Source organism: Rhizobium phaseoli (genome assembly GCF_001664385.1).
In the GTDB taxonomy this organism is placed as follows: domain Bacteria; phylum Pseudomonadota; class Alphaproteobacteria; order Rhizobiales; family Rhizobiaceae; genus Rhizobium; species Rhizobium phaseoli.
In genome coordinates this window covers 2,982,909-3,001,177 of sequence record NZ_CP013532.1, presented here as the reverse complement: position 1 = coordinate 3,001,177, position 18,269 = coordinate 2,982,909, and the positions used below count along the sequence as shown (strand labels likewise).

Below are 18,269 nucleotides of genomic sequence, written 5' to 3'. Positions count from 1 at the left end.
GCGCACGTAAGTATGGTGCAAGGAAACTGCGCTAGGAGACTCCTCAACGAGGCTCCTTCTGCAGAATGAATGATAACCGCACCGTGGAACAGATCGCTGGAGCGGAAGAATAAAGGCAGATTTTATGGCAATTGGCTTGCTGGGTTTTCAAACGACGGTATCGCGTCCCGTGACGCTCTCGGGCATCGGGGTCCATTCGGGTGCGAATGTCTCGATCACGCTGAACCCGGCGGAATCGGACACCGGCGTCGTTTTCCAGCGCCTGCACGACAATGGCGATGTTACCGAACTCAAGGCCGTCTCTTCGCAAGTGGGCAATACCGACCTCTGCACCGTGCTCGGCTTTTCGCCGACGCATTCGGTTGCGACGATCGAACATGTCATGGCCGCCATCTATGCGCTCGGCCTCGACAATGTGGTGATTGAAGTGCAGGGCGCCGAAATGCCGATCATGGACGGCAGTTCGCTGCCTTTCGTCGAGGCGATCGAGCAGGCCGGTCTTGTCTCGCTCGGCGTCAAGCGTCGCTATATCCGCATCACCAAGCCGGTGCGAATCGAGCATGGCGGATCCTGGAGCGAATTCCGTCCCTATGACGGCACGCGCTTCGAGGTCGAGATCGATTTCGACTGCCCGCTGATCGGCCGGCAGAAATGGGCCGGCGACATGAGCGCAACGGTCTTCAAGACCGAGCTTTCCCGCGCCCGCACCTTCGGCTTCATGCGCGATGTCGAGCGGCTCTGGGCTTCGGGCCATGCGCTCGGCTCGTCGCTCGAAAATTCCGTCGTCATCTCCGATGACAACACCGTCATCAACGTCGAAGGGCTGCGTTACGCCAAGGACGAGTTCGTCCGCCACAAGACGCTCGATGCCGTCGGCGACCTGTCGCTCGCCGGCGTCCAGTTTATCGGTTGCTACCGTTCCTATCGTGGCGGCCACAAGATGAATGCCAATGCTTTGAAGGCGCTGCTCGCCGATCCCTCCGCTTATGAAGTGGTCGAGACGTCGACGCCGCGCCAGCGCGTCGCTGCTCGGGAAATGATCGCCGTCAGCGCTTCGGAATTCGCTCCCTGGTCGGCATGACCTCCAGCATATTCTTAAGACCAGGCCGCCTCTTTCCCAGAGGCGGTTTTTTTATGTCCCCTCGCGTTGCCGGCGATTGGTATTTTCCGGCAGATGCTTACAGCATGTCTCGCAAAAGTGCGCGCGGTTTTGCGATAAAGACATGCGTAAAAACAAAGACCTAAAGCGTGACAAGCGAATCTGAAAGATCGCGACACGCTTTAGCCGTGTGGCTCGGGAAGAAGAGGAAAAGCCGGTCATTCTGCCGCTGCTGCCACAAAAATGCGTTAATGCCTTATCATTGCGTTGCTCTTGATGCACATTTGTGGCTAGAAACGCCAGCGAGGCGTGGCTGCCGAGGAGCGAGCGGCGGCAGTGGGGTTCTTTGGAATGGGTTATGCAGGATCTGAAGGTATGATGAAGACAGCGCGCGCTTTGTTCGCATCGCTTCTGGTGCTCAGCGCAGGCGCCTCGATATCCGGCTGCCAGTCGGACCCCGATATCGACATCACCAAGCTCGGCCTCGAAACCGACCCGCCCGACGTGCTCTACACCCAGGGCCTTGCCAATATGAAGGCCGGCAACATGGCGGAAGCGGCACGCAAGTTCGACGCCATCGACCGCGAAAACCCGTTCTCCGAATGGGCGCGCAAGGCGCTTGTGATGAGCACCTTCGTCAAATATCGCCAGGGCAAGCTCGACGACGCGCTGGCCTCGGGCAACCGTTACATGGCGCAATATCCGAAGTCCCAGGATGCCGCCTATGTGCAGTATCTCGTCGGTCTCACCTATTCCAAGCAGATCGTCGACGTGACGCAGGACCAGCGCGCCGCCGCCAAGACGATCGAGGCGATGCAGGCCGTCGTCGACAACTATCCGAACTCCGAATATGTCGACGACGCGCAGGCCAAGATCCGCTTCGCGCGCGACCAGCTCGCCGGCAAGGAAATGCAGATCGGCCGCTACTATATGGAGCGGAAGGAATATCTCGCTGCGATTTCGCGCTTCCGCATCGTCGTCGAGAAATATCCGAACACCAACCAGATCGAAGAGGCGCTCGCCCGTCTCGTTGAAGCCTATTACGCCATGGGCATCGTCGACGAAGCGCAGACCGCGGCAGCCGTTCTTGGTCACAACTACCCCGACAGCCAGTGGTACGCCGATTCCTACAAGCTGCTGCAGACCGGTGGCGCCGAGCCGCGTGAAAACAAGGGCTCGTGGATCGCTGCGGCAGGCAAGAAACTCCTGCTCGGTTCCTAAGTCCAATGCTGATCCAGCTTTCGATCCGCGATATCGTCCTGATCGAGCGGCTGGATCTTGCCTTCGAGACCGGCCTTTCCGTGCTGACGGGTGAGACCGGAGCGGGCAAATCCATTCTGCTCGACAGTCTTTCGCTGGCGCTCGGCGGGCGTGGCGACGGCGGCCTTGTGCGCCATGGCGAGGACAAGGGCCAGGTGACGGCGGTGTTCGACGTCGGCACGGACCACGGCGCTCGCGCGCTGCTCAGAGAAAACGGCATCGACGACGAGGGCGATCTGATCTTCCGTCGCCAGCAATCGGCGGACGGGCGCACCAAGGCCTATGTCAACGACCAGCCGGTCAGCGTGCAGCTGATGCGCCAAGCCGGCCAGATGCTGGTCGAGATCCACGGCCAGCATGACGATCGCGCCCTTGTCGACACCAATGCCCACCGCACGCTGCTCGATGCCTTCGCCGGCCTCACCGACGAGGTCTCGGAGGTTGCCCGCCTCTATCGCCTCTGGCGCGACAGCGAGCGGACGCTGAAGAAGCACCGAGAGAAAGTGGAGAGTGCTGCGCGCGAAGCCGATTACCTGCGTTCTTCCGTCGACGAGCTTCAAAAGCTGTCGCCGCAGGACGGCGAAGAGGAGGAGCTCGCCGAAAGCAGGCAGAAGATGATGAAGGCCGAGCGGATCGCCGGCGACATCGCCGAAGCTTCCGAATTCCTGAACGGCAATGCTTCGCCGGTGCCCCATATCGCCTCGCTGGTGCGCCGGTTGGAGCGCAAGAGCCATGAGGCGCCGGGACTGCTCGAAGACACCGTGACGCTGCTCGATGCCGCGCTCGACCAGCTTTCCAACGCCCAGATGGAAGTCGAGGCAGCGCTGCGCAAGACCGAATACGATCCCCGGGAGCTGGAGCGGGTGGAGGAGCGGCTGTTCGCGCTGCGGGCCGCGTCGCGCAAATATTCCGTGCCGGTCACCGAGCTGCCGGCGCTCGCCGTTCGCATGATCGCCGATCTTGCCGATCTCGACGCGGGCGAAGAAAAGCTTGCACGGCTGGAAGCCGAGGTCGGCCTGGCGCGGGAGAATTACGATACCGCGGCACGCGCACTCTCCGACAAGCGCCATCATGCCGGCACGGCGCTGGCCGCGGCCGTCATGGCCGAGCTGCCGGCGCTGAAGCTCGAACGCGCCCGCTTCATGGTCCAGATCACCACCGATTCTCAGGAGGCGCTTGCCGAAGGCATCGACGTCGTCGAGTTTCATGTCCAGACCAATCCGGGCACGCGGCCGGGCTCGATCATGAAGGTCGCCTCCGGCGGCGAACTGTCGCGTTTCCTGCTGGCGCTGAAGGTGGCGCTCGCCGATCGCGGATCGGCGCCGACGCTCGTCTTCGACGAAATCGATACCGGTGTGGGCGGCGCCGTGGCCGATGCGATCGGCCAGCGACTGAAGCGCCTCTCCGCTCGGGTGCAGGTTCTATCGGTCACGCATGCGCCGCAGGTCGCCGCCAGGGCGGCGACACATCTTTTGATCTCCAAGGGGCCGGCGGCCGAGGGCTCCGAAAAGATCGCCACGCGGGTGGCGACGATGGCGCAGACGGACCGCACCGAGGAGATCGCCCGCATGCTGGCCGGTGCGTCGGTGACCGAAGAGGCGAGGGCGGCCGCCAAGCGGCTGCTGGCCGGCAACGGCTGATCGCCTAACCCGATTTAAGGCTGCAGCGTGACAAGCACCGCGCTTCGCGCTATGCGCATTTTCCCGATCCGACGCGATCCGTTGCCATGCGCCTTTTCCATTTCAGCGATGATCCCGATATCCCGGTGTTTGAGCCGCGCCCTGTTCTCATTCCCACGGTTCGCCCGGTAGGCCGGGAATGGCTGAATGGTCCGCTCGTCTGGGCGATCGATGGCGATCATGATTTCATGTATCTCTTCCCGCGTGACTGCCCGCGCATCCTGATCTGGGCAAAACCCGAAACACCGGAGACGGAGCGGCGGCACTTGCGGATTTCGAAGACCTTAACGATGCGGGCACGTGGGTGTCGCGCAGACGCGTCAGTCCGACGGAGCGGATGGCCATGTCGCGGCTCGATCGCGAGTTTGCGCCGCGTGGGGTGGAACTTCGGGTGGTCGATAGTCTCCGGCCGCTGAAAGGCCTCTGGACCACCGGCCTACATGTCAGCGGCATTCGGCTGCGCTATGCGCGGGATTGGTCATAGGGCGGAGAGGTGGGCGGCCTGTCCGATAGCGGGACATCCGGCATGCAGCATATCCACCCTCTCTTTTCATCCTGCAATTTTGCTCTAAAAACGATGCAGATTTCTGGCCAGATTCTCTGGAGTGATGTTCCATGTCCACCGAAGGTTCCGCCGTCGACACATTGACGATCGAAGAGGCTGCCGCCGAGCTTGAGCGGCTGGCCAAGGAGATCGCGCATCACGATGCGCTCTATCACGGCAAGGACCAGCCGGAGATATCGGATGCCGATTACGACGCGCTGAAGCGCCGGAATGATGCGCTGGAGGCGCGGTTTCCCGAGCTGATCCGCGAGGACAGCCCGTCGCGGCACGTCGGCGCCGCTCCCTCCGTCACCTTTTCGCCGGTCGTCCATGCGCGGCCGATGCTGTCGCTCGACAACACGTTTTCGCAGGAGGACGTGCAGGATTTCGTCGCCGGCGTCTATCGCTTCCTCGGCCGCCTGCCGGACCAGTCAATCGCCTTTACCGCCGAACCGAAGATCGACGGCCTGTCGATGTCGATCCGTTACGAAAACGGCAGGCTGGTTACCGCCGCCACGCGTGGCGACGGCACGACGGGGGAAAACGTTACCGCCAATATCCGTACCATCGCCGAAATTCCGAATGAGTTGCCGAAGGGCGTTCCTGCCGTGGTGGAGATTCGCGGCGAGGTCTATATGGCCAAGAGCGATTTCCTGGCGCTGAACCGGCAGATGGAGGCGGAGGGCAAGCAGACCTACGTCAATCCGCGCAATACCGCCGCCGGATCGTTGCGCCAGCTCGACGCCAAGGTGACGGCCAGCCGCAAGCTGAAATTCTTCGCCTATGCCTGGGGCGAGATGGCGGAGATGCCTGCCGACACGCAGTTCGGCATGGTGCAGACCTTCAAGGACTGGGGTTTTCCGGTCAACCCGCTGATGAAGCGGCTGAATTCGGTCGCCGACATCCTGGCGCATTACGACGAGATCGGCCTCGAGCGCCCGGATCTCGATTATGACATCGACGGCGTCGTCTATAAGGTCGACAGCCTGGAATTACAGCAGCGCCTCGGCTTCCGCTCGCGTTCGCCGCGCTGGGCGACGGCGCACAAGTTTCCCGCGGAACAGGCCTTCACCGAGGTCGAGAAGATCGAGATCCAGGTCGGCCGCACCGGCGCGCTGACGCCGGTGGCGCGGCTGAAGCCGATCACGGTCGGCGGCGTCGTCGTCACCAATGCGACGCTGCACAACGAGGATTACATCAAGGGCATCGGCAATAGCGGTGAGCGTATCCGGCCGGAGGAACACGATATCCGCGAGGGCGATACGGTCATCGTCCAGCGTGCCGGCGACGTCATTCCGCAGATCCTCGACGTGGTGATGGAAAAACGCGCCGCCGACGCCCGCTCATACGAGTTTCCGAAGACCTGCCCGGTCTGCGGCTCGCATGCCGTGCGCGAGGTCAACGAGAAGACCGGCAAGACGGATTCGGTGCGCCGCTGTACCGGCGGCTTCATCTGCCGGGCGCAGGCGACGGAGCATCTGAAGCACTTCGTCTCACGCAACGCCTTCGATATCGAGGGGCTCGGCTCCAAGCAGGTCGACTTCTTCTTCGAAAACGAGGATCCGTCGCTGCAGATCCGCACCGCGCCGGAGATCTTCACCCTGGAGAAGCGGCAGCAGGATTCGCTGACCAAGCTGGAGAATATCGACGGCTTCGGCAAGGTCAGTGTCGGCAAGCTCTATGCGGCGATCAACGAACGGCGCAGCATTGCGCTCCATCGCTTCATCTATGCGCTCGGCATCCGTCATGTCGGCGAAACCACGGCGAAGCTGCTGGCGCGCTCCTACGGCACCTACGAAGCCTTTGCGACGGCGATGAAGGAGGCTGCGCCGCTGTCCGGCGAAGCCTGGACCGATTTGAACGCCATCGAGGGCATCGGCGAGGTCGTGGCGCGCGCCATGGTCGAATTCTACAAGGAGCCGCGCAATGTCGAGGTGATCGGCCGCCTGCTCGACGAAGTAACGCCCGCGGAGGCTGAACAGCCGGTGACGGCAGGAAGCCCGGTCGCCGGCAAGACCGTTGTCTTCACCGGCTCGCTGGAAAAATTCACCCGCGACGAGGCGAAAGCGAGGGCGGAAAGCCTCGGCGCCAAGGTGGCGGGATCGGTGTCGAAGAAGACCGACATCGTCGTCGCCGGTCCTGGCGCCGGCTCCAAGCTCGACAAGGCGCGCGAGCTCGGCGTGCAGACCATGGACGAGGATGAGTGGCTGGCGCTGATCAGCGGGTGAGAAGCCGACGGCGGGCCATCAGCCTGGTTCGCTCAAGGTCTCAGCCGCGCCATGGTATAGGCGTCGACATACTCTCCCGATCGAAAACCGAAGGCCCTCAGCAGACCTTCCCGCTCGAAGCCGAATTTCTCATAGAGGCCGATGGCAGCGTCGTTGTCGGTATAAACGGTCAGTTCCAGCCGCTTGACGTCAAGCCAGTCGTCGGCGGCCTCGACCATGGCGCCGAGCAGGATGCGTCCGAAACCGCGGCCGGTGAAATCGTCATGCACGCCCATGCCGACGCTTGCGACGTGCTGCCGCCGTCCGCCGAGGCGATTGAGGCCGCAATTGCCGACAATCTTGCCGTCGAGCGTGACGACAAGGTTGAGCGCGCCGGGTGACGGATTCTCCATATTTTTGCGAACCTCTTCGACCCTTTGGTAGGGCGGCCGCAACGTGCCGGCGCGGTAGCCCGGCAAATTCATGAGATCGGTGAGTTCTTCCGCATCGGAAAGGCGGACTGAACGCACCAGGATGCCGTCCGGCAGGCGCGCTCGGCGGTTCGGTTCATTCTCTTCATTTTCGGACATTGGATGCTCTCCTTAAGGTTCAGGAGGAGAGCCGAGTTTCGAAACCCTGCTCGCCTCGGCAGGGTTTTCGGGATGATCGGACCGCTGCTAACGCGCCATTGCTCCCGCGTACCCTACAAGGGTCATGGTGTGATGGATGAGCGCAGCCATGGTTACGGAACCGATCATGGGTAGCAATCTTGGATATGTGCGCGGAAATGTCAACCACAGGGCGTGTGGAATTTGCGCGACCGCACGCGGGGCGGTATTCCTGTGGCCGGGGAAACGATTCGGTATGCAGCATTGAAGACCATTGCGATTGATTTCGAGACGGCAAACGAGCAGCGCGGCAGCGCCTGTTCCGTCGGCCTCGCCTGGATCGAAGAGGGCAGAGTGACGCGCGTCGAGGAACGGCTGATCCGGCCGCGCGACATGCGCTTTTCCGGGATGAACATCGCTATCCATGGCATCCGCCCGGAGCACGTCGAGGATGCGCCTGAGTTTCCCGAGGTGATGGACGAGTTCCATGAGGATATCAGCGGCGCGACGATGATCGCGCACAATGCGGCCTTCGATTTCAGCGTCTGGCGAGCGAGCCTCGATCTCTACCGGCAATCCTATCCCGAACTCACCTACCTCTGCAGCCTGAAGATGGCCCAGCGGATATGGCCGCATTTTCTTTCGCACCGGCTGAACCTGATCGCCGAACATCTCGGCCTGCGCTTCATGCACCACAACGCCGCCGAGGATGCTGCGGTCTGCGCGGCAGCAGCGATCGAGATGGCCAAGGCAGTCAAGGCGAAAGCCGTCGCGGCAATCCCGGCACTGATCGGCATGACGCCCGGACGGCTGACGGCGCGTGGCTACGCGCCTTGCACCTGCCGAAAGGCCTGAGTCATTGCTTGCAAAGCACGGGCGCGTGCCTATCTAGAATGCGCCAATTCAAAGCGATAGAGCGCTTTCAGCACGTCCCGTCGAACGTGCGGCGCTCCAGGGAGACGCCATGTCCAAGCCGCGCAATCTTTTCCTCGCCGCCTTCTCCTTTGCCGCCCTTTCCGCTGGCGCCGTCTCGGCCGAAGTCGTCGGCAAGGTCGGCGTCGACTGGATCGGCAACGACATCATCGTCGAGGCGCTCTCCGATCCCGAGGTCAAGGGTGTCACCTGCCACGTCACCTATTTCGATCGCAGCCTGATCGACCGGTTCAAGAACGGCAACTGGTTCGAAGATCCCTCCAACAATTCCATCGCCTGCCGGCAGACCGGACCGATCGAGATCGGCAATATCGACCTGTCCAAGGACGGCAGCGAGGTGTTCCGCCAGGGCATGTCGCTGATCTGGAAGACGCTGGTCGTTAACCGCATCTATGACAAGGCGAACGACACGCTGATCTACCTCGCCCATTCCCGGGAGCTGACGGATGGATCGGCGAAGATGTCGATTTCGACGATTCCGCTCTATGGGCAGAACGTGACCTGGAAGAATGGGAAGCCGTAGGGCTAAGCACGTCGGATATCTGGTCCTCGACGTAAAGACCCCGCCCCAAACCCCTCCCCACAAGGGGGAGGGGCTTAACTTGCCGCACCGACTTCCAGATCTTCAATGTTTCGCGAGAAGCGCGGCGGAGACCCGGGTTAGTCCTCCCTGTTATGGGAGGAGTTTCGGGGTATTCAGATCGGAACCATGCCAACCGCATCAAACAAAAAGGCCCGGACGAGCCGGGCCTTCCAACGTCAATGTCGAGAAAAATATCAAGCCGCCTGGTTCAGCTCGTCCGCAATCACGGTATCGAGGTTGAGGAAGCAGACCATGGTCTTTTCGAGTGCGACGATGCCGCGGCAGAAGGCGCGCTGGGCTTCCGGGATGATTTCCGGCGGCGGCTGCAGGTCTTCGCTCTTGATGGTCATCATGTCGGAAACCTGCTCGACCAGCAGGCCGACCAGCTTGCCGGCGATGTCGGTGACGATGATCGCCGAGCGCTCGGAAGGCTCGGTCATCTTCATGCCGAGGCGGCAGGCCATGTCGATGACCGGGATCACCGCGCCGCGCAGGTTGATGAGGCCCAGCACGTAAGGCGGAGTATGCGGCATCGGCGTCACCGGCGCCCAGCCGCGGATTTCGCGGATGGCCATGATGTCGATGCAGAATTCCTGATCACCCAGGTGGAACGAAACGATTTCGAGATAAGCGCCCGACTGCTTGATGGCGTTGTTGTTCATGGTCAGAATTCTTCCCAGTTGTCCCCGGCGGGAGAAGCGATGACTTTGGCGGCAGAACCGCCGTTGAATGCGCCCGCGACCTTGCCGATCAGGCTGCGCGCGGGAGAAGGTCTCGAATGCGAGGCGGCGGTAGCCTCTCGCGGCGTTTGCCGGGCGCTCATGCCCTCGCCGGTCTTGAATTGCTTGATCAGCTGCGTCAGGTTTTCCGCGTCGATGGCGAGCGTATGGCTTGCGGCGTTCGTCTCTTCCACCATGGCCGCGTTCTTCTGCGTGACCTGATCCATCTGGCTGATCGACGTGTTGATTTCGTTCAGTCCGACAGATTGTTCGCGCGCAGAGGTTACGATTGATTTAACATGTTCGTCGATGCGCAGAACATCTTCGCCAATCTGGCGAAGCGCTTCACCGGCGGCCGTCACCAGTTCGCCGCCGATCTTCACTTCTTCACCGGATTTCCCGATCAAAGCCTTGATATCCTTGGCCGCACCCGCTGCACGGCCGGCGAGTTCGCGCACTTCCTGGGCAACCACGGCGAAACCCTTGCCGGCCTCGCCGGCACGGGCGGCTTCCACACCGGCGTTGAGCGCCAGCAGGTTCGTCTGGAAAGCGATTTCGTCGATGACGTTGATGATCTTGCCGATTTCGCGCGAGGCACCTTCTATCCGTTCCATCGCAGCCATCGCATCGCCGACGACGATGTCCGACTTCGCCGTGTTCTGACGGGTATGCGAGACCATATGGCCGACTTCCTCGGCGCGGTTGGTCGCGTTGCGGACGGTGGCGGTGATCTGGTCGAGGGCCGCGGACGTTTCTTCCAGTGACGCGGCCTGCTGCTCGGTGCGTTTGGCGAGATCGTCGGCGGCGGCGCGCATCTGGCGGCTGTTCGCTTCGATCGAGCTGCTGTTGACGGCAATGTCGCTCATCGCCTTGCGCAGCGTCGCCGTCGTCTGGTTGAAATCCAGGCGCAGACGCTCCAGCTCCTCGCGGAACGGCTGGTCGATCGTAACGGTGACGTCGCCGCCCGACAGACGGGTGAGGCCGGCGCCGAGCGCGGCGACCGCGGCATTCAGCGCCTCTGCGTCGGCAAGCTTGGCGGCTTCGCGGGCGCGGTGCTCGGCGTCGCTGCGCTGGCGGTCGGTTTGAGTCTGGGCTTCGAGGTCGCGCTTCTCGATTGCGGCGACCCGGAAGGCATCGGCAGCCCGGGCCATTTCGCCAATCTCGTCGCCGCGGTTCTTTTCCCTGACGTCGCTGGCAAGATCGCCGTTCATGACGCGCTGCATGCTTTCCCGAACGGCACCGATGCCGCGGCGGATCGAGCCGCCATGGATATATTGCAGCACGCCCATGGAGAGGATCGCTAGGATACCGAGGCCGATCTGCAGGAAAAGAGCTCGCTGCGATATGGCATTGGCGGCTTCGACATGCTGGTGGGCGTAGGTGGCGCCTTCGGCGGCGAGCTTGTCGAGGGTTTGGGTCAGATTTTCGCCGGCGCCATCGATCTTGTCGTCGATCTTGTCAAAGTCGGCATCGGGCGCGCCCTGCTGAACCAGAGCGATGAGGTCGGTCTGGATCGCCTTGCCCATGTCGGCGACATCGGCGTCGTAGCTCTTCAGCAAAGCGCCGGCCTTCATGTCTTCCGCAAGCAGGCGCATATCCTTGGTGCCGTTGGAAAGCGTGGTCAGGGAGTCGCCGATCACCTTGATGCGTTCCGGCGGCACCACCTTGTCGTCCTTGTCGACGATGACGTCCATGGCGGCCAGCACCAGCGTCAGATTGGCAAGCCGCATTTCGTCGATCCGGTCGACGCTTGCCTGGATCTCGCTGGCGCGGCGCAGGCCGGCGTCGACGCGCGCATTTTCGTACCAGCCGACGCCGAGCATCGTTCCGAACCCGAGAAAGGCCGCGCCGCCGAGCGTCCAGAGCCGCTGGCTGACCGATAGGCTCTTAGGCACTGCTGAATTCGTCATCAAAAGACCCCTCCACAAACCGCTTGGGTTCATGTTTTTCCTACCCTCATGCGGATGTCCGGGGGTTCGCCACTCGGCAGACTTCATGTCAGAACGGCTCAATGGGCCGCACGCACTGCTAAATATAGATATGACGGCTTAAGCCTTTCCTAACGATATATCTTTCGCTGTTGCCTGCCGCGCTGTAAAGCATGTTCTTCAAAACACGAGGTTTTTTGACCTTGGCCAATTGCGGCGGACGGATCTTCCGCAAGCGGTGTCCTTATCCGATGAGACAATTAATCACGGGTCAGAAAACATATTCTTGAATTGCGTGCATGGGGCCAAGACTATAATCACGCGGAACGCGCAAGCGCGTCGCGATCGAGGTTCATAAAATGAAGACATTCCGTATCGTCATCTGGGTCGCCGTGCTGATCGTTGCCGGCGTTCTCGGCGCAATCACGCTCTATCCCAAGAAGTCTTCCGATGTCGTGGCGGAGGCGCCGTTCGGCGTGCCCTTTACCTTGATCTCCCAGAGCGGACAACCGATCACCGAGCAGGCGCTACGCGGCAAGCCGACAGCGCTGTTCTTCGGCTTCACCCATTGCCCGGAGGTGTGCCCGACGACGCTGTTCGAGCTGAACGGATGGCTGGAGAAGGTCGATCCCAAAGGTGACAAGCTGCAGGCCTATTTCGTGACCGTCGATCCCGAGCGCGACACGCCCGAAATCATGAACGCGTACGTCTCCAATGTGTCCAAGCGTATCACCGGCATTTCAGGCTCGCCGGAGAAGATCGCCGAAGTCATCAAGGGGTTCCGCGTCTATGCCAAGAAGGTGCCTGTCGATGAGAAGGATCCGAACGGCGACTATACGATGGATCATACCGCCTCGGTTTTCCTGCTCGATTCGGCCGGCCGTTTTTCCGGAACGATCGCCTATGGCGAAAACCCGGACACAGCGGTAAAGAAGCTGGAGAATCTCGTCAGCAAAGGGTGACGGCTTCAGCGTGATAGGGCGTTGGCTCGACCGGTGGCGGGCAACGAAAACGGGAAAGACCGCCTATCGTGAGTGAAATCCGCCTTTACGTATCGACGACCGAGAGCCAGGCCGAACAGATTCTCGATCTTCTCAGTGAAGTCTTCGGCGAAGAAGACTTTGCCATAGGCACCACCGAGGTCGATGAGAAGAGGGATATCTGGGAGGCCTCCGTCTACATGATGGCGGAGGATGAGGCGCAGGTGCGCTCCCGCGTCGAAACGGCGCTGAAAAGCGGCTTTCCCGATGCTCAGCTGCTGCGAGAGGTCATCCCCGACGTCGATTGGGTGGTGAAATCGCTGGAAGGACTGAAGCCGGTCAGGGCAGGACGCTTTCTGGTGCATGGCTCGCATGACCGCGACAAGGTCCGTCCCGGCGACATCGCCATCGAGATCGATGCCGGCCAGGCCTTCGGCACCGGCCATCACGGCACGACGGCCGGCTGCTTGGAAGTGATTGATCGCGTCGTGCGATCCCGCCGCGTCCGCAACGCGCTCGATCTCGGCACCGGCAGCGGTGTGCTGGCGATTGCGGTGCGCAAGCTCAAGAACATACCGGTTCTCGCCACCGACATCGACCCGATCGCGACGCGGGTGGCGGCCGAAAACGTTCGCCGCAACGGCATCGCCTCGGGCATCGTCACCAGAACCGCCCCAGGCTTTCACTCGACTGCTTTTTCCGAGCATGGTCCCTTTGACCTCATCATCGCCAACATCCTCGCCCGGCCGCTGATCCGCATGGCGCCGCAGCTTGCCGCCCATCTTGCGCCGGCTGGTTCGGTGATTCTTTCGGGGATTCTGGCCGCGCAGCGATGGAAGGTGATCGCCGCCTATAGCGGTGCGAGGCTCCGGCACGTCAGGACGATCTGGCGGAACGGCTGGGTGACGATCCATTTTGATCGGCCTTGACGAGGGAGAAATTTGGGCCTGACGGTGCGGCTTGCTCCCATCTTCGCCCCAGCGGTGAGAAGAGGAAGCAAACCGCGACCTTGATCACCTTTCCTGATTTCCCGAAACAACAAAAAAGGCGGCGCCAGTGGCACCGCCTTGGACCGGTCTATCCGGTCTATGCCCGCGAGCTCGAAGGAGGAGGAGCGCTCGAGCGGGCTCTACTGCATTCCAATAGGCCGGTCCGGGGAGGGAGGAGACGGACGGGCTTTCAGGCTTAGAACGCGTAGCTGGGGGCGCCCTGGTGACGCGTGACGCGCTGGCCGGCACCGAGCAGCTTGAGGCTGTCCTCGTTCTGCGGGCGGCGGGCGCCGATCACGTGACGCACGGTCTGGCGTTCGCCAGCCTGCACCGGGCTGCTGTATGCGAAGCGCGAGAGAGAGGCGGTCATTTCAAAAAATCCTTTGTTTGCTGGTTCGTCCGAACCGTTCGATGGCGCCTATATAGCTATTCTGAAATGCGGAGGCAGAGGGTTTTACTCATGGGAGCCATGCGGCCAATGCATAAAGCGTGCCAAATTAACTTTTACCGTCACAGTTCTGTCAAAATGCTGAGCGGCCCCAAGGGGTCGACTCGTTTCGTCGCTTTTTCTCCCCATCGATTGAAATTTCGCTAACATGGCCGGCATCCCATTAACCGGATTCGTCTCAACCATTCGGGTTTTCAGTATGTTCCAGTCCTTCGACGTCACCTCCACGCCGCATTTCGGCAGGGATCGGGTATCGGCACTGCGCGCCACTTTCGATTCGCTCGGCATCGACGCCTTCCTCGTGCCGCGCGCCGATGAATTCAACGGCGAATATGTTCCAGCATGTTCGGAGCGGCTGGCATGGCTGACGGGTTTCACCGGCTCGGCAGGCGTTGCGCTCATTCTGCGTACGCAGGCAATCGTCTTCGTCGACGGGCGCTATGTGACGCAGCTGGGCGAACAAGTCGATGGTTCGGTCTTTTCCGGTGGCGATCTCGTCAACGAGCCGCCGCATGTCTGGCTTGGCGCGAACGGAGCCAAGGGTCTGAAGCTTGGCATCGACCCTTGGCTGCACTCCGGCGCCGAGGTTCGCCGTCTGGAAAGGGCGCTTGCGCAGATCGGCGGAACGCTCACCTTCCTGCCGCACAATCCGCTCGACAGGCTTTGGAGCGACCGGCCGGCCGAGCCGCTCGGCACTGTGACCATCCAGAATGTCGCCCAGGCCGGAGTGCTGGCGAGCGACAAGATCGCGACGATCGCCGCCAATCTTTCGAAGAAGGAACTCGCGGCGGTGCTGATCGCCGACCCCTCGTCGGTCGCCTGGATCTTCAACATCCGTGGCGCCGACGTGCCGCACACGCCGCATCCGCTGGCGCGCGCCATCATTCTTGCCGACGGGCGAGCCGAACTCTTCCTTAACAAGCGCAAGACCGGCATCGAAGCGGAGGCCTATCTTGGGCAGATCTGCACGCAGCTGCCGCCTTCGGCGCTGGAAGAGCGGCTTGCCGCAGTTTCCAGGGATGGCGGCCGCGTGCTGGTCGATCCCGATATCGCTTCCTATGCGCTCGTCGAGATCATCCGCAAGGCGGGTGGAGAGGCTGTCGAAGGCATCGACCCCGCCAAGTTGCCGCGGGCGGTGAAGAACGATGTCGAGATCAACGGCTCGGCCGCCGCGCATCTGCAGGACGGCGCGGCGATGGTGGAGTTCCTCTGCTGGCTGTCGCAGGAGAAACCCGGCACGGTCAGCGAGATCGCCGCCGCCGAACGGCTCGAAGCAGCGCGCGCCCGCGTCGGCCAAAGCATGCAGAATCCGCTGAAGGACATTTCTTTCGATACGATATCAGGCGCCGGCGAGCATGCGGCGATCATGCATTACCGGGTGACGACCGAGACCAACCGGATGATCGAGGCCGGCGAACTCTTCCTGATCGATTCCGGCGCGCAATATATCAACGGCACGACCGACATCACCCGCACGGTGGGGATCGGCGCGGTTTCGGAGGAGCATCGCCGCTTCTTCACGCTGGTGCTGAAGGGCATGATACAAATCAGCACGGCGCGCTTCCCCAAGGGGACACGCGGCTGCGACCTCGATCCGCTGGCGCGCATCGCACTGTGGCGGGCAGGGGCCGATTTCGCCCATGGCACGGGCCACGGCGTCGGCTCTTATCTCTCGGTGCATGAGGGGCCGCAGCGCATCTCCAGGCTTTCGACGCAGGAGCTGCTGCCCGGCATGATCCTTTCGAACGAGCCGGGCTATTACCGGCCGGGCAGCTTCGGTATCCGCATCGAAAACCTGATCTATGTGCGTGGCGCCGAGGAGATCGAGGGTGGCGACATGGCCATGCTCGGCTTCGAGACGCTGACCTTCTGCCCGATCGACCGCAGCTTGGTCATCCCAGAGCTTCTGACCCATGACGAACTGCACTGGTTCAACGACTATCACCGCCGCACCCGCGAGGCGCTGATGCCGCTGACTCACGATCACGACGTCAGGGCGTGGCTCGAAAACGCGACGCTGCCCTTGGAATATTAGAGTGGTGCCGCCTGAACGCCGGCGTTAAACGCCGGCGCTATGGCGCCAGATCATCACGACGATCCAGGCGGCGACCAGCATCCATGTATGGGTGAAACGCAGGCCGACGAAGAGGGCGACGGCGAGCGCCAGCTTCGAATCCCAGCCGCCGATGAAGAAGGCAGGCGCGACCAGCGTCGTCAGAACGGCGGCCGGCACGGCATTCAGCGCCGCCTCCATGCGCGGTGGGATGCTCTTCATCCGGGTGATGAGGATGTAGCCGCCGATGCGGGTGGCGAAGGTCGCCGCCGCAGCGGCTAGGATGACGAGCGCCATGTGGAGATCGAATTCCATGGCTCAGACCTCGTGCACTTCGGATTGAAGGGCGTCGGCTTGAAGATCCGGCATTCGGCGCGGTAGCGGCAGCAGCGCGGCGAGCACGATTCCGGCGGCCGCACCGAGGCTCACATGCCAGGGCGAGCCGACATAACGATAGGCGAGGACGGAAGCCGCCGCGCTGACGAGTGCGACGGGCAGGAAATTGTCGCGCTTGCGGAAGCCGAGGACGATGCCGAGGAAATAGGCGGGAAGCAGGATATCGAGGCCGATCGCCTTGGGATCGCCGATGAAGCCCCCGAGCAGACCGCCGGCGACGCTGATCAGCACCCAGGGAATGTAGATGATGATGCCGAAGCCGAAATACCAGGCAAAGGTCAGCGGTTTGCCGGCCTCGCTGCGCTTCACCGCTTCGGCAAATTGAGGATCGACGAGCAGGAAGAAGGTGAAGAATTTCTGCACCGGCGTGAAATGGCCGATATAGCGCGCCAGTGCCGCCGAATAGAGCACGTGGCGAAAATTGACGGCGAGGATCGACAGCACGATCAGCCACGCGTGGACATTGTGGCCGAAGAGCTCGATGCCGACCATCTGGCTGGCACCGGCATAGACGGTGGCGCTCATGAAGGCGGTTTCGGACAGCGACATGCCATTTTCGACTGCGAGCGCTCCGAACAGCGCGCCGAAGGGTGCCGACGCCAACGCAACGGCCGAGCCGCCCCGCAAACCTTCAACAAAGTCGGCGCGATTCATGTGGATGATCCTGTTGGAAATTCCGTTTTCCCTTATGGTCTGAGATCTGCAACCGCAATTGAATTTCGTTGATTGATCAATCGATTTCGCTGAAGCATCAACGTGCTGATCGCAACCGGCGGAGAGGTGCCCATGAAGAAGATCGAATTTTCCAAGGACGCGAAAGCGGCGATGGTCTCGCGCATCCGCCGCTATTTCGAGACGGAACTCGACCAGCCGATCGGCGCCCTGCCGGCGGAGTTCCTGCTCGACTTCTTCGCCGAGGAAATCGGTGCCCACTATTATAATCAGGGTCTGCGCGATGCACACGCCGCCCTTTCGAAGAAGATGGAGGACCTCGCGGAGGACATCTATCTGCTCGAGCGCGACGAGAAGAACAGGGCCGCGAGCGCCTGAGCGGCGCCGCCTTAGCCTTCGCGCTTCATCCGCTCCCGGCGCGCCAGTTCGGCCTGCGAGGGCTCCTGCATCGCAAAGCTGCCGGGCTTGACCTCGCCAGCGCGCTCATAGACGCTCATGATGACGCCCGTCGTCGATACTGAGTTGGCTGTGAGCCTGAGCGCTTCCGGGGTAGCACCCGCGCCGAACAGGCGTTTGCCGGGGCCGAGGATGAGCGGGAAGGTCAGCAGCCGGAGTTCGTCGATCAGGTCGTGCGCCAGCAGGGTTTGCAGCAGGCCGCTGCTGCCCTGCGTCAGCAGGTTGGGGCCGTCCTCCTGCTTCAGCCGGGCGATTTCCGCGGCGACGTCGCCGCGCAGCGGCACGGAATTCTCCCAGGTGAGCGGGTCTTGCGATGTGGTCGCGACATATTTGGTCGCGGCATTGAAGGCCTTTCCGATGGGGTCGTCCTGCCCGACAAAGGGCCAGTGAGCGGCGAAAATCTCGTAGGTCTTGCGGCCGAGCAGCAGAGCGAATGGATCGGTAAAGATCCCGTCCATGAACCCGCCCATCGCCTCGTCCCAGTAATTGACGGTCCAGCCGCCCAGCTTGAAGCCGCCGGTCGGATCTTCCTCAGGCGCGCCGGGCGCCTGCATAACGCCGTCGAGGCTCACGAAGGCCGCAGTTACAAGCTTTCTCATCTCTCAACTCCCATGGTTGGTCGGTTCAGAAGCTAGGACGGATCGATATAAGCCGAACCGACATGGATGCATTATTCCGGCGAGGATATTTCACCTTAACGTCAAATTATCGGGGC

18 protein-coding genes and 1 pseudogene are annotated in these 18,269 nt (G+C 62.0%); 11 read left to right on the top strand and 8 right to left on the bottom strand.

Features of this window, described 5'->3' with window-relative positions; all coding sequences use genetic code 11:
* Positions 1 to 124 precede the first annotated feature (124 nt).
* From lpxC to recN, 3 genes are all read left to right on the top strand, one after another.
* Positions 125 to 1,081, top strand: coding sequence for a UDP-3-O-acyl-N-acetylglucosamine deacetylase (gene lpxC, locus AMC88_RS14570; protein WP_004668803.1), 957 nt, complete (start codon positions 125 to 127; stop codon positions 1,079 to 1,081).
* 369 nt (positions 1,082 to 1,450) lie between these two features.
* Positions 1,451 to 2,320 carry an outer membrane protein assembly factor BamD gene (locus AMC88_RS14565; RefSeq protein WP_004668799.1) on the top strand — a complete coding sequence of 290 codons (870 nt, stop codon included), beginning with the start codon at positions 1,451 to 1,453 and terminating at the stop codon, positions 2,318 to 2,320.
* A gap of 5 nt (positions 2,321 to 2,325) precedes the next feature.
* The gene (recN, locus tag AMC88_RS14560; RefSeq protein ID WP_012484492.1) at positions 2,326 to 3,999 is read left to right on the top strand and encodes a DNA repair protein RecN; all 1,674 of its coding nucleotides are present in this window, start codon (positions 2,326 to 2,328) and stop codon (positions 3,997 to 3,999) included.
* Between the two features lie 14 nt (positions 4,000 to 4,013).
* Here the strand turns inward: recN and AMC88_RS33890 are convergent, their stop codons facing one another.
* Positions 4,014 to 4,220 carry a hypothetical protein gene (locus AMC88_RS33890; RefSeq protein ID WP_064825469.1) on the bottom strand — a complete coding sequence of 69 codons (207 nt, stop codon included), beginning with the start codon at positions 4,218 to 4,220 and terminating at the stop codon, positions 4,014 to 4,016.
* Here AMC88_RS33890 and AMC88_RS34065 point away from each other — a divergent pair.
* Together AMC88_RS34065 and ligA are read left to right on the top strand one after the other, a co-directional pair.
* Positions 4,125 to 4,522: pseudogene (locus AMC88_RS34065) on the top strand (DUF6886 family protein). The gene AMC88_RS33890 and the pseudogene AMC88_RS34065 sit on opposite strands and share 96 nt — an antisense overlap.
* Positions 4,523 to 4,653: 131 nt before the next feature.
* On the top strand, positions 4,654 to 6,810 hold the full coding sequence (ligA, locus tag AMC88_RS14550; RefSeq protein WP_012484490.1) for an NAD-dependent DNA ligase LigA: 2,157 nt from the start codon (positions 4,654 to 4,656) through the stop codon (positions 6,808 to 6,810).
* 32 nt (positions 6,811 to 6,842) lie between these two features.
* On the opposite strand, the gene AMC88_RS14545 is transcribed toward ligA, so the two are convergent.
* Entirely contained in the window at positions 6,843 to 7,379 is a 537-nt protein-coding gene (locus AMC88_RS14545) for a GNAT family N-acetyltransferase (protein WP_012484489.1), read from the bottom strand.
* 282 nt (positions 7,380 to 7,661) lie between these two features.
* On the opposite strand from AMC88_RS14545, the gene AMC88_RS14540 reads away from it, so the two are divergent.
* Together AMC88_RS14540 and AMC88_RS14535 are read left to right on the top strand one after the other, a co-directional pair.
* A complete protein-coding gene (locus AMC88_RS14540) occupies positions 7,662 to 8,252 on the top strand; it encodes a 3'-5' exonuclease (RefSeq protein WP_012484488.1) in 591 nt (196 codons plus the stop codon).
* A gap of 109 nt (positions 8,253 to 8,361) precedes the next feature.
* The gene (locus AMC88_RS14535) at positions 8,362 to 8,853 is read left to right on the top strand and encodes a CreA family protein (RefSeq protein ID WP_004668787.1); all 492 of its coding nucleotides are present in this window, start codon (positions 8,362 to 8,364) and stop codon (positions 8,851 to 8,853) included.
* Positions 8,854 to 9,107: 254 nt separating this feature from the next.
* On the opposite strand, the gene AMC88_RS14530 is transcribed toward AMC88_RS14535, so the two are convergent.
* Both AMC88_RS14530 and AMC88_RS14525 read right to left on the bottom strand, forming a co-directional pair.
* Positions 9,108 to 9,575, bottom strand: coding sequence for a chemotaxis protein CheW (locus AMC88_RS14530; RefSeq protein ID WP_004668786.1), 468 nt, complete (start codon positions 9,573 to 9,575; stop codon positions 9,108 to 9,110).
* Between the two features lie 2 nt (positions 9,576 to 9,577).
* Complete coding sequence (locus tag AMC88_RS14525; RefSeq protein WP_012484487.1) at positions 9,578 to 11,542, bottom strand: methyl-accepting chemotaxis protein; 1,965 nt, start codon at positions 11,540 to 11,542, stop codon at positions 9,578 to 9,580.
* 377 nt (positions 11,543 to 11,919) lie between these two features.
* Between AMC88_RS14525 and AMC88_RS14520 the strand changes: the two genes are divergently transcribed.
* Together AMC88_RS14520 and AMC88_RS14515 are read left to right on the top strand one after the other, a co-directional pair.
* Positions 11,920 to 12,522 carry an SCO family protein gene (locus AMC88_RS14520; RefSeq protein WP_012484486.1) on the top strand — a complete coding sequence of 201 codons (603 nt, stop codon included), beginning with the start codon at positions 11,920 to 11,922 and terminating at the stop codon, positions 12,520 to 12,522.
* Positions 12,523 to 12,590: 68 nt separating this feature from the next.
* Positions 12,591 to 13,469 (top strand): 50S ribosomal protein L11 methyltransferase, encoded by an 879-nt coding sequence (locus AMC88_RS14515; protein ID WP_012484485.1) that lies wholly within the window; start codon positions 12,591 to 12,593, stop codon positions 13,467 to 13,469.
* Between the two features lie 256 nt (positions 13,470 to 13,725).
* On the opposite strand, the gene AMC88_RS33640 is transcribed toward AMC88_RS14515, so the two are convergent.
* Positions 13,726 to 13,899, bottom strand: a complete 174-nt coding sequence (locus AMC88_RS33640) for a hypothetical protein (protein ID WP_004668779.1) — start codon at positions 13,897 to 13,899, stop codon at positions 13,726 to 13,728.
* 277 nt (positions 13,900 to 14,176) lie between these two features.
* On the opposite strand from AMC88_RS33640, the gene AMC88_RS14510 reads away from it, so the two are divergent.
* Positions 14,177 to 16,012 carry an aminopeptidase P family protein gene (locus AMC88_RS14510; protein ID WP_064825855.1) on the top strand — a complete coding sequence of 612 codons (1,836 nt, stop codon included), beginning with the start codon at positions 14,177 to 14,179 and terminating at the stop codon, positions 16,010 to 16,012.
* Between the two features lie 24 nt (positions 16,013 to 16,036).
* On the opposite strand, the gene AMC88_RS14505 is transcribed toward AMC88_RS14510, so the two are convergent.
* Complete coding sequence (locus AMC88_RS14505; protein WP_004668772.1) at positions 16,037 to 16,345, bottom strand: AzlD family protein; 309 nt, start codon at positions 16,343 to 16,345, stop codon at positions 16,037 to 16,039.
* Between the two features lie 3 nt (positions 16,346 to 16,348).
* Positions 16,349 to 17,080 carry an AzlC family ABC transporter permease gene (locus AMC88_RS14500; protein ID WP_012484483.1) on the bottom strand — a complete coding sequence of 244 codons (732 nt, stop codon included), beginning with the start codon at positions 17,078 to 17,080 and terminating at the stop codon, positions 16,349 to 16,351.
* A 132-nt stretch (positions 17,081 to 17,212) separates the two neighbouring features.
* Here AMC88_RS14500 and AMC88_RS14495 point away from each other — a divergent pair, with 132 nt between their 5' ends.
* A complete protein-coding gene (locus tag AMC88_RS14495) occupies positions 17,213 to 17,476 on the top strand; it encodes a DUF2164 domain-containing protein (protein WP_004668769.1) in 264 nt (87 codons plus the stop codon).
* Between the two features lie 11 nt (positions 17,477 to 17,487).
* Here the strand turns inward: AMC88_RS14495 and AMC88_RS14490 are convergent, their stop codons facing one another.
* Entirely contained in the window at positions 17,488 to 18,153 is a 666-nt protein-coding gene (locus tag AMC88_RS14490) for a dihydrofolate reductase family protein (protein ID WP_064825468.1), read from the bottom strand.
* Between the last annotated feature and the right edge of the window lie 116 nt (positions 18,154 to 18,269).